Source organism: Corynebacterium freiburgense (assembly GCF_030408815.1).
GTDB lineage: Bacteria > Actinomycetota > Actinomycetes > Mycobacteriales > Mycobacteriaceae > Corynebacterium > Corynebacterium freiburgense.
Genome location: NZ_CP047355.1, coordinates 1,124,460 through 1,136,298, shown reverse-complemented (window position 1 = coordinate 1,136,298; position 11,839 = coordinate 1,124,460). Strand labels below are relative to the sequence as shown.

9 protein-coding genes are annotated in these 11,839 nt (G+C 50.4%); 6 read left to right on the top strand and 3 right to left on the bottom strand.

Annotated features, from left to right (window positions below; genetic code table 11):
• Positions 1-7 precede the first annotated feature (7 nt).
• Both moaC and mobA read left to right on the top strand, forming a co-directional pair.
• The gene (moaC, locus tag CFREI_RS05140; protein WP_027013297.1) at positions 8-484 is read left to right on the top strand and encodes a cyclic pyranopterin monophosphate synthase MoaC; all 477 of its coding nucleotides are present in this window, start codon (positions 8-10) and stop codon (positions 482-484) included.
• Entirely contained in the window at positions 460-1,074 is a 615-nt protein-coding gene (gene mobA, locus CFREI_RS05135) for a molybdenum cofactor guanylyltransferase (RefSeq protein WP_240483234.1), read from the top strand. The genes moaC and mobA overlap by 25 nt, the downstream gene beginning before the upstream one ends.
• Here mobA and CFREI_RS05130 read toward each other — a convergent pair.
• The 3 genes from CFREI_RS05130 to CFREI_RS05120 all read right to left on the bottom strand — a co-directional run bounded on the left by CFREI_RS05130 (position 1,067) and on the right by CFREI_RS05120 (position 4,290).
• Positions 1,067-2,434 (bottom strand): multicopper oxidase domain-containing protein, encoded by a 1,368-nt coding sequence (locus CFREI_RS05130; protein WP_027013299.1) that lies wholly within the window; start codon positions 2,432-2,434, stop codon positions 1,067-1,069. The two genes, mobA and CFREI_RS05130, sit on opposite strands and share 8 nt — an antisense overlap.
• A gap of 2 nt (positions 2,435-2,436) precedes the next feature.
• The gene (locus CFREI_RS05125) at positions 2,437-3,654 is read right to left on the bottom strand and encodes a hypothetical protein (protein ID WP_156907800.1); all 1,218 of its coding nucleotides are present in this window, start codon (positions 3,652-3,654) and stop codon (positions 2,437-2,439) included.
• Positions 3,655-3,741: 87 nt separating this feature from the next.
• Positions 3,742-4,290 (bottom strand): MogA/MoaB family molybdenum cofactor biosynthesis protein, encoded by a 549-nt coding sequence (locus CFREI_RS05120; protein ID WP_027013301.1) that lies wholly within the window; start codon positions 4,288-4,290, stop codon positions 3,742-3,744.
• Between the two features lie 195 nt (positions 4,291-4,485).
• Between CFREI_RS05120 and CFREI_RS05115 the strand changes: the two genes are divergently transcribed.
• From CFREI_RS05115 to narJ, 4 genes are read left to right on the top strand one after another with little or no spacing between them, the layout of a single operon-like run.
• On the top strand, positions 4,486-5,817 hold the full coding sequence (locus CFREI_RS05115; RefSeq protein WP_027013302.1) for a nitrate/nitrite transporter: 1,332 nt from the start codon (positions 4,486-4,488) through the stop codon (positions 5,815-5,817).
• A 35-nt stretch (positions 5,818-5,852) separates the two neighbouring features.
• A complete protein-coding gene (locus CFREI_RS05110; RefSeq protein ID WP_027013303.1) occupies positions 5,853-9,584 on the top strand; it encodes a nitrate reductase subunit alpha in 3,732 nt (1,243 codons plus the stop codon).
• Positions 9,584-11,179 (top strand): nitrate reductase subunit beta, encoded by a 1,596-nt coding sequence (narH, locus tag CFREI_RS05105; protein WP_027013304.1) that lies wholly within the window; start codon positions 9,584-9,586, stop codon positions 11,177-11,179. The genes CFREI_RS05110 and narH overlap by 1 nt, the downstream gene beginning before the upstream one ends.
• Positions 11,176-11,829 (top strand): nitrate reductase molybdenum cofactor assembly chaperone, encoded by a 654-nt coding sequence (gene narJ / locus CFREI_RS05100; RefSeq protein WP_027013305.1) that lies wholly within the window; start codon positions 11,176-11,178, stop codon positions 11,827-11,829. Before narH ends, narJ begins: the two co-directional genes overlap by 4 nt.
• The last annotated feature ends 10 nt before the right edge of the window (positions 11,830-11,839 follow it).

The following is an 11,839-nucleotide window of genomic DNA, read 5'->3' as shown; positions in this document are numbered from 1 at the left end:
TCCTCGCATGAAACTCACGCACCTTAATACTCAAGGCGACGCCCACATGGTGGATATTACGAACAAATCCACCACGGTACGGAGTGCCTCTGCCCAAGCCGAAATCGTATGCTCGACCACAATAATGAAAGCATTACAGGATGGTACGGTGCCCAAAGGCGACGTATTGGCTGTGGCCCGAATCGCTGGAATACAAGCCGCAAAACGAGTACCCGATCTCCTCCCATTGGCGCACACAATCGGCGTCCATGGTTGTGAAATATCGATCGATCTTCATGCGGACCACCTCACTATTGAAAGCACAGTACGAACAGCCGATCGCACGGGCGTGGAAATGGAAGCGCTGACTGCTGTGACTGTCGCTGCGCTGACTGTCATTGATATGGTGAAAGGCGTTGACCGCAGCGCATATATTCAGCATTGCTGGATTACACACAAGTCAGGTGGCCGTTCCGGAACATGGACACGAAACACCAACGCATGATTTACTCTGCGCCAACCGTTGATGTCATCATCCTTGCCGGTGGCCGCAGTTCAAGGATGGGCGGCAAAGACAAAGCGCAGCTAAGTATTGGTGGCGCACGTTTTATCGATCACGTTATCAACGGCCTACGTACCTACTGTGGAATCGCAACAATCGTGGTAGTCACGCCCCATGTATATCCATTGCCTCACGATATTCTTCGTACCTGTGAGAGACCAATGTTTGGTGGCCCAGTGGCTGGTATTGCCGCAGGAGCCAACATCCTTCGCACATCACCCGCACGTCGAGTGTTCGTTATCGCCGTGGACGCCCCTGCCTCGACCAAGCTGCTCCCACGTCTGCTGCATGCACTAACCACAGCCGACGTCGCGGCGGTTTCTAATCAAGACGGGTTCCTCGAGCCGTTATGTGCATTATGGGATAAAGCTGCGTTATTCGAGGCATTACGCACGCTTCCCGATGCCGCAAATACGCCTGCGAAGCACCTCATTCAGGCAGCTCGGACTGTGACCACTGTGCCTGGAACCGGAGACGAACAGGATTACGACACTCCGGAATCACTGAAATTATGGCACAAACTATCTAACTAACTTGGACGATCCCCATTTGACCGAGTTCGGTGCGAGTCATCGCATGATTAACAAATGTATAAGTTCCTGGTTCATCAAACACCATTTCAACAAACCCTCCTTGTGCTGGTAACAATGGCAGCACCTGCGCCCCCGTCCCCTCTGCCAATCCACGGCGCACAGAATAGTTTCCTTCGGTAAACACGGTGTCAAACAAACCACCGACCACATGAAAACTCAATGGTTGATCAGGGCCGATATTCATAATCCAGAACCGAATACGTTCACCTCTGCGAACGCGCAGTGGACGGTGCACATACTGGTCGGGGTAACCGTTGAACGCCGCGAGGTCATATTTGCCTGCAAATACCTGTTTGGGATGTACCCCGACGTTTTCATCACCCAAAAATACTTCCGTACCATTGAGAATGAACTCATGATCCACGTGATCAAGATCAGCCGGATCAATAATCAACGCCCCAGCCATACCATTAGCAATGTGCACACTCATCGGCATAGTCGCGCAGTGGTACATCCAAATTCCAGCACGGCGAGCTTTAAACCGGTACACCAGTTCTTCACCAGGCGCAACGTCTCGCATCACTTCGTCAGGGCTTACTTCACCGGCGTGGAAATCCAATGAATGCGGCATGGTGCCGTTATTCACCAATGTGATTTCAAAGGTGTCACCAACTCGCCCACGGAGCGTTGGTGCTGGACTTTGACCATTAAACAACCACTGTTTTTGTCTATGTCCAGGCGCTACTTCACGGACTTCTTCTGACACTTCAAGGCGAACTTTATGAACAGTTTCCGTCGGTGCTTCGGCAAGGACTGGATCAAACGCTGTAAAATCTGCGCCTGGATCTGCCATCCGTTGCGCCATCGAAGGAACTAGTTGTGCTTCCGAGGTATCCGTCTGAAAATCTCTATGCGTATGACCTTGCTCGGAACTATCTGAAACACGAATGTCCAACACCATTCCAAGTTCTCTGTGCCCCGCGACAGTACAATAGCCTTCAGTATTCTCTTGTATCACGCCAGCATCAAATCGAATTGTTTTTCCAGGAGACACAAAACCAGAATTCGCATTTCCAATCTGCAAATCGTGCTCCATATTGGAATGATTATTTAGTGTTACCACGAGGCGTGTTCCATTAGGAACCTCAATAGCATTCGGGGTATATGTAAACCCATTGATATCAACTGATATTTCTTGCATTGAATTTTCATTATCGGAAAACTGCGCCGAAGTGTCCAAGGGAATATTGAGCGGGTTCAAAACAATGACCAGAATAGTAATGACCGTAGCGATTGTCATACCGATCAAGGACCATTGAGTCCACCATTGAACAGTATCTTGCTCTGACTGTTTCATCATTACTACGTATGCTTTCTTGTCACAGTAAATTGCTTACATGCCGCGATAATTAAAACGGCAATATGTCCAAACAGCCCAAGCGCCATCAATAACATTCCCGGAAACAACGCCAATGGGTTCAGCAAAGAAATAAGCGTCAATATGCCGCCATAATTCAAAATGACCAGTCGCGCGGGGCCACCATATTCCGAAATGCCGCGCCCAAGCCGAACTGCACTGGGACCACGCCCAATCATTGCTGGCAATAAAAATAGCAATACGGAAAAAATGAGCTGCATAACACCCACTCCAAGCAAAGCCGGAAGAATATTATGAAAACTCACCCGCGGCGCAACCCCACATATCAACGCAATCGCATCAACAAACACCAAACCAAGAATCCAAATAATTGCAGTACATGCGCCGACGCTAGCGGTATCCCAATCAGCCTGATTAGGTGCACGCACCGCAGCCAGTAGTACAGGACCCATAACAAACGTCCCAGCCACAGCAACAAACAAGAATCCTATACCTGCCAAACGGCTTTCAGATAGGAGCATAACTAGAACACTGATTACGAGCATTCCGCTATGAACACCCAGCGCTCGTAGAGATTGTTGCTGTGCAGTGGTGGAGTATCGGGTTCTTGTGAGCATCGGTATCATCGTGATACTCGTCCCAAAGATAGTTGTCCACGCAAAACCCCATAACGCTACACGCGAATGCGCTGCAACAACGAGGCTCATATTCCATTGCAACAAATACCCTGCCATGATCAACGCCACGGCAACTGCCAAAAACAAAGCCGCCACCATATAAAACACAACAATGTTTGATAACACCGGAACTTTTGCTGAACGTTTGCTTCCACTCCATACGCGGTAAAGACTGGCCAAATGCCACAATGCCACACCGAAAATAACTATTACCGCCACAATTACCTGCGACGACCATGGTGATTGCATACCCCAAACAAATAATATAATGATCGATATGGTTACCAATACCATTTTCAATACTGCGCTGCGATATTGTTTCTTTTTGGAATGCGTGAGTACCTGCGCAAAATGGGTGGAGTAAGCAATGATGGCGTTAGCTAACACTCCCAAAGTAAAAACATGGATGTGATGCCACCAATCCTGGCTAAACACGAGTGTTACAGCACCAACAATGCTCCAAACGCCAATGATTACAGCAATCAATGTATGCCAGTAACTGCGCTTTTCAAAAATTGTTTGCATGTTCATTGCAACATCAACAATCACCAGGATTCTTGCTCTTACATATACAGCGAATTGATTCCACGGAACTAGGGATAGATCCGTAAATTACGGTAAGTGCACACTTCCATCATGCCCAACAAGCTGTTCTAAAATATGCGGCACCAATGGCCCAATAACTGAGACAACGTCTCGAACTCCCCCCTTTGAACCTGGCGAATTCACAATTATTGCCGCTTGTTCACCGCGCCCAGTCACCCCAACAAGTCCCCGCGATAGCCCCGCCAATGGCGTCTTCTCCAAACCTTTCATCAAGATTTGAGTGGCGATTCCAGGCAACTCCAGATCAACGAAGGGCCGAGTAGCCTCTGGTGTCAGATCACGCGTTGTTACTCCGGTACCGCCAACGGTGATAATCACTCTCGCCCCCGCATCTAGTGCAGACTGCAATGCAGCTTGAACATGTTCAATACCATCTGGAATTAGCACCACTTCCCCAACATCAATCCCGTACTCGGACAGCATTTTCCGGGCAAGTGGGCCAGAATGATCTTCCCGTTCCCCACTGCTGCAACGATCCGACACAGTAATCACAGCGCCTTTCACGCTTCCTTCGAGTGGTACAAGTTGCTTTTCCAAGGTTGGCACATCTGACATTTTCCGTTCTCCTTTCGTACTACCCCCATTTTTGGGTATAGCGAAATGTTCTGTGCTGATGATTCATCTCAAAACCGCATCAATCCCTATTTTATCTAGTTTTTTCCGTTTAAATAGAAACAAGAGGCGACTGCGCAGCCAGCAAGCTCACATTGATCCACTCCTATAAGGAGACCTACGAAAGGTGAAGCTTTCATGACCCCACTGAATACAGAAGGTCGGGTGTTACAAGGTTGGGACCCAGAGGATCCAACCTGCTGGGATTCTAAGATCGCTTGGCGCACCCTGATCATCTCGACGATTTCGCTCACCATTGGCTTCTGCGTGTGGTACCTCGTCTCAGCGATCGCACCAAAACTGAATGCTATTGGTTTTGACCTTTCAAAAGAGCAACTCTATTGGCTGGCTGCCGTCCCAGGACTTTCTGGCGGACTCTTCCGTTTGCTGTATATGTTTTTGCCGCCAATTTTGGGCACCCGCAAATTGGTAGGAATTTCCTCACTTTTGTTTGTGATCCCAATGGTTGGCTGGTTTTTTGCAGTACAAGACCCCACCACACCATATTGGTGGCTTATTTGCCTTGCACTCATGACCGGTGTTGGCGGCGGTTCATTTGCCGGATATATGCCCTCAACAGGTTATTTCTTCCCTAAATCAAAAGCAGGATCCGCATTAGGGCTCCAAGCTGGCATCGGCAATTTCGGCGTCTCACTCATTCAACTTCTCGGCCCATGGATCATGGGTTTCGGACTATTTGGCCTTGGCATGTTTGCACCACAACACACCTCCAACGGTGATATTTGGGTGCATAACGTGGCAGCTGTACTCGTTCCCTGGACACTAATTATGGCCGCCGTTGCATTTCTATGGCTAAAAGATGTTCCGATTAAAGCAAATATCCGCCAACAGATGGATATTTTTGGCAACAAGAATACGTGGATTCTCACGATTATTTACATCATGACGTTCGGGGCTTTTGCTGGATTTGCTGCACAATTCGGCCTGTTGGTGAATAACGTATTTGGTGCTGATTCTGACCTTGCCGCGCGTTTCGACGTCGCGACACTACCTGCCGGAGCAACCTTCGCGTTTCTCGGACCATTGATTGGTTCTGGCATTCGCGCTGCTTTCGGTGGACTTTGCGATCGCTATGGCGGCGCAATATTCACGTTTATTGGCGGTGTCGGCATGACCATTTCCACCATCGTGGCCGCACTATTTTTGAACCCCGAATCTCCATCCGACTTTTGGCCATTTTTGGTGGCCATGCTGGTGATGTTCTTTTTCACAGGCCTCGGTAACGCTGGCACATTTAAGCAAATGCCAATGATTTTGCCTAAACGTCAAGCTGGCGGCGTCATCGGCTGGACTTCAGCAATTGCTTCTTTTGGTCCTTTTATTGTCGGTGTTCTGCTTTCGCTCATGGCACCCACAACCTTCTTCTGGGGCTGTGTCGCGTATTTCATTTTCGCCACCGCTCTGACATGGATTTACTACGCCCGACCAAACGCCCCATTCCCTGGATAAAACCTACCCAATGAATTTTTTGAAAGGCTCACACCATGACTAATCACCCAAGTGATGCCTCCACTACAAACCCACTGCTCAAACTCGGCACCTTTCTACGCCGAGGTACATCTGGAGAAGGGTTACAACAGATTCACCTCCGTGGTGGACGCGACGCCGATGTCTTTTACCGCGATCGCTGGTCGTTTGACAAGGTAGTACGTTCCACACACGGCGTAAACTGCACTGGTTCATGCTCATGGAAAGTCTATGTCAAAGACGGTGTGATCACATGGGAGTCACAACAAACTGACTATCCCACCACCGGACCTGAAATGCCAGAATATGAACCCCGCGGCTGTCCACGTGGTGCCGCGTTTTCCTGGTATACATATTCCCCCACTCGTATTCGATACCCGTATGCCCGAGGAGTACTGGTGGACATGTACCGCGCAGCGAAACAGCGTCTCGGTGACCCTGTACTTGCGTGGCGGGACATCGTCGAAGATGAGATAAAAGCCAAAGCATATAAAAGTGCTCGTGGCAAAGGCGGCCTGATCCGCATTTCATATGAAGAAGCCCTCGAAATGGCTGCCGCAGCCCACGTCTACACTGTGCGGCAGTATGGACCAGACAGAATAGCCGGCTTCACTGTGATCCCGGCGATGTCCATGGTGAGTTATGGTGCAGGCTCTCGTTTCTTACAGCTCATTGGTGGAGTGAATCTCTCCTTCTACGATTGGTACGCAGACCTACCCCCTGCCTCGCCACAGGTGTTTGGTGATCAGACGGATGTGCCTGAAGCTGGTGACTGGTTTAATTCGGCATACCTCATCATGTGGGGATCAAACCTGCCACAGACACGTACGCCTGATGCTCACTTCATGGCAGAAGCACGTTATCACGGACAAAAAGTCGTAGTTGTGTCACCGGACTTCGCTGACAATACCAAATTTGCAGATGAGTGGCTGCGCATTAGCCCTGGTACTGACGGTGCACTTGCGTTCGCAATGGGTCATGTAATCCTCAAGGAATTCCATGTCAGCAAGAAAACGCCATATTTCCTAGATTACATGCGTAAATACACGGATTCCCCATTCCTCGTCACGCTTGATAGACATCCTGACGGGACTGTAACTGCCGGTAAATTCCTCACTGCCGCCGATATGGCTGGTGTCGATGACACACTGGCGCAAACGCCAAACGCAACACACCGATTGCTAGCAATGGAGGCTTCTGGAGAAGTTGTTGATCCTGGCGGCACCGTTGCTGACCGGTGGGGTGACGACGGCATCGGAAAGTGGAACCTTTCACTCAACAATGTCGACCCTGTAATGTCCATGGCAGACACCGGCACCCAATTCACTGAGGAAATCTCACTGCCGCGATTCGACTTACCTGGTGAGGCAGGTACACACGGCCCGGTGGGGGCAGGCGTCATCAAGCGTGGTGTGCCAGTGATGAAGGTAGGCAACCACGTAGTAACCACAGTGTACGATTTGTTGCTGGCAGCATACGGTGTGGAACGGGAAGAACTACATCTGCCTGGTCAATGGCCAACTTCATACGAAGATGCTACATGCCCTGGTACCCCTGCCTGGCAAGAGGAGCTTACTGGCGTGCCAATGCACGGCGCCATTCGAATCGGGCGGGAGTTCGCACAAAACGCCATAGATTCAAAAGGTCGCTCAATGATTGTCATGGGCGCAGGTGTCAATCACTTCTTTAACGCAGACACCATCTACAGGACGTTCCTTGCACTGACGTCGATGTGCGGCACGCAAGGAATTAATGGCGGCGGGTGGGCACACTATGTTGGGCAAGAAAAACTACGTCCGCAGACGGGATGGGCGCAATATACATTTGCATTGGACTGGAACCGCCCACCACGACAAATGATTTCCACCGGATTCTGGTACATCACCACCGATCAGTGGCGCTACGACCAGACACGGGCTGATCGCTTGGCCTCACCGCTCGGCGAAGGCAAGGTTAGCGATCGCATGGTAGCGGACACACTAGTCGAATCGGCGAAACGCGGTTGGATGCCATCGTATCCGCAATTTAACCGCAATAACCTCATCCTTAGTGCGGAGGCTGAAGGACTGGGAATTCCTGTACAAGAGCATATTGTCCAGCAATTGCAAAGTGGCGAACTTCAGTTTGCTTGTGAGGATCCCGATAATGTGGTGAACCACCCAAAAATCCTACTGAACTGGCGAACCAACCTGATGGGATCTTCGGCCAAAGGAACCGAGTTCTTTTTGCGACACATGCTTGGGGTAGATTCCGATGCCACCGCCGCCGAAGTATCGCCGGAGATGCGTCCTACATCCATCACGTGGCGAGATGCGGCACACGGCAAGCTCGACCTGATGATGACTTCGGACTTCCGTTCTACGTCGACGACACTTGTCAGCGACATTATCTTCCCAGCGGCAACATGGTATGAGAAACATGATCTTTCCTCCACAGACATGCACCCGTTTATCCACTCGTTCAATGCGGCGATCGATCCACCATGGGAGGCACGTACAGATTTTGAATTGTTCCAAGATCTTGCCGCACGTTTTAGCACAATGGCTGAAAGCTGGTTAGGTTCACAAACGGATATCGTTGCAGTCCCCTTGGCTCACGATTCCCCTGATGAGCTAAACAGCCCGCACGGAGTAGTTCCAAACATTGATACAGTCGGACTAATACCCGGCGTGACCATGCCAAAATTAGTGCCTGTAGTGCGGGAATACCACAAGACGGCTGAAAAGTTCAATACCATCGGCCCGCTTACGGCCAAGCTGGGGATGGCCACCAAAGGCATCACATATCATCCCGATCGTGAACTTGATGAGCTTGCACGTTCAAACGGACAGGCGGAAACCTCATCGGGATTACGAACGCTCATCGATACTGATCTGAAAGCTTGTGACATGGTGCTGCGGCTTTCCGGGACCTCAAATGGGCGATTGTCCTTACAAGGATTCCGACAGCTGGATATTCGTACAGGAAGCAATAAACCGACTGCTCATCTCGCGGAAGGCGATGAGGAACGTCGCATTACTTGGCGTGATGTATCTGAACGTCCGATTGGTGTGATCACGTCGCCGGAATGGTCGGGTTCTGAGCATGGAGGGCGTCGATACACAGCGTTTTCCATCAATATCGAACACGACAAACCATGGCATACCCTATCTGGCCGCATGCACTACTACCTTGACCATGATTGGATGCAGGAATATGGCGAATCGTTGCCAATTTTCCGACCACCAGTGGACTTACACCACCTCTATGGTGAGGCGGCACCCGGTGACCTTTCTGAAGAACACGGCACTGCAGAAGTCGCTGTGCGGTACCTGACGGTGCACAATAAGTGGGCAATCCACTCCCAATACTTTGACAACCTCCACATGTTGTCGTTGTCACGCGGTGGACAAGTGATCTGGATGTCTCATAAGGACGCCGAAAAGATCGGCGTGAGAGACAACGATTGGGTGGAAGCATATAACCGAAACGGCGTGGTGTCCGCACGCGCCGTAGTCTCACACCGCATGCCAGAGGGCACAGCATTTATGCACCACGCATCCGAACGCACTGTTGGCACGCCACTGAATGAACGCACTGGACGACGCGGTGGTACCCACAACTCTCTGACTCGAATCATGATCAAACCAACGCATCTTATTGGCGGGTACGGGCAATTGACCTATGCATTCAATTACATCGGCCCCACGGGTAATAACCGTGATGAGGTCACAAAAATTCGTCGTCGTTCTCAGGAGGTGCAGTACTGATGAAGGTCATGGCGCAAATCGCAATGGTGATGAACCTAGACAAGTGTATTGGTTGCCACACGTGTTCTGTCACGTGTAAACAAGCATGGACCAACCGTGAAGGTGTGGAATACGTCTGGTTCAACAATGTAGAAACACGCCCTGGTGTTGGTTATCCACGTGCTTGGGAAAACCAAGACAAATGGGAAGGTGGTTGGCAACGCACACGGGGCGGAAAGCTCAAGCCACGTTCCGGCGGGCGGCTACGCAAACTAGCCACCATTTTCCATAACCCTAATCTTCCGGATATTTCAGACTATTACGAACCGTGGACCTATGAGTACGACAAGCTGCTCAGCGCCCCTCAAGGACAGCAGACGCAACCCAGCGCCCGGCCACTAAACCAGCTCACCGGACAACCAATTAATAAAGTTGAATGGTCTTCGGCTTGGGACGATGACCTCGGCGGCTCCATGGAAACACTTTCGGAAGATCCCGTGCTGCACGAGATGAACCTGAAGGTAAAAACCGAAATCGAAGACGCCTTTATGTTCTATTTGCCGCGCATTTGCGAGCATTGTTTAAACCCGACATGCGTCGCTAGCTGCCCCTCAGGAGCAATGTATAAGCGCACTGAAGATGGCATTGTTCTGGTTGACCAAGATCGGTGTCGCGGGTGGCGCATGTGCGTTTCCGGTTGTCCATACAAGAAAGTATTTTTTAACCATAAATCCGGTAAAGCCGAGAAATGCACACTCTGTTATCCTCGACTGGAAGCAGGCCAACCAACAGTTTGTTCGGAAACCTGCGTGGGGCGTCTACGGTATCTGGGAGTTTTACTTTACGATGCCGATCGCGTTGCCGAAGCTGCCAGCATCCAGGATCCCAAAGACCTCTATCATGCGCAGCGTTCTATCTTGCTAAATCCTTTCGATCCAGAGGTTATCGCTGGCGCTGAACACGAAGGAATCCCAAGAGGATGGATTCAAGCAGCGCAGCAATCACCCGTATGGGATCTTATTTCCACTTATGAAGTTGCACTTCCCTTGCATCCAGAGTACCGGACTCTACCAATGGTTTGGTACATACCACCGCTCTCACCAGTGGTTGATCAAGTCACAGCGAGCGGAAACGATGGAGAAAACCATCGAATCTTATACACCGCAATTTCTACCATGCGGATCCCATTGGAGTATCTTGCCGGATTGTTTACCGCAGGCGATACGCGTCCAGTGGAACGTGTATTGCGGAGATTGGCCGCTATGAGGTCGTATATGCGTGACATTAATTTGGGACAACAGCCTCAAGAAGAAATCGCCGCCGCAGTTGGCTTAACCGGTGAAAAACTCCAAAAAATGCACCGGCTCCTTGCTATCGCGAAATACGACGATCGCTACGTTATTCCAACGACCCATACCGAAACGCCACGAGGCATTGCTGGCTTAGATGCCGCTATCGCCGATTTCCCAGGGCAACGAAATCTTACTATCGCCGCATTTCATGGGTTAGGTGAGGGCGCACCCGAAGCTTGCAAGAACGGTTTGATCAATTTGGCTTCTTGGCCGACCGGTACCCGCCCTGACGCAATGTTCCCGGATTCTAAGGCCGCGAAATGAATACGTTCTCAGCCCCTATTCCTATGAGCAGGAAACAGCGACAAATAGTACACATGGCGTGTTCTTTGTTTTTAGATTATCCGAGCCCTACACTGCTTCTGGCATTAGATGCGGTCGAACAGCAAATCGATTTTCTTCCGGATCTCGTTGCAAAAGAGCTCAAAAAATTCTGCGATCATATTCGCTTAGTCGGGATCCGGTCGCTAGCTGAACACTATGTAACTACCTTTGATCAGCGACGACGCTGTTCATTGTATTTATCATATTTCGCAGTTGGTGACACACGTCAACGTGGTGCAGCACTAGTAGCGTTTCAAGATGCCCTACGCGTCTTAGGTTTTGAACTCGCCCGCAACGAATTACCCGACCATCTGTGCGTAATCCTCGAGGCTTCCGCCCTAGCGGAATCTAAAGCCCATGCAACTTTGGTTGATATGTTGTCGGCTCACCGCGACGGGCTTGAAGTACTGCGCACAGCTTTAGAACAACTTGGGTCTCCATATGTGCATGTCATTCAGACCGTGTGCATGTCGTTACCCCAGATCGATCAGGAAACCGCAGACCATTACTACGATCTGATTCGTCAAGGTCCGCCCGCTGAGCTCGTTGGTATTGGTACCCCTCTCCCCTTTCCAACAACAATGAATTAAAGGAAGAAGA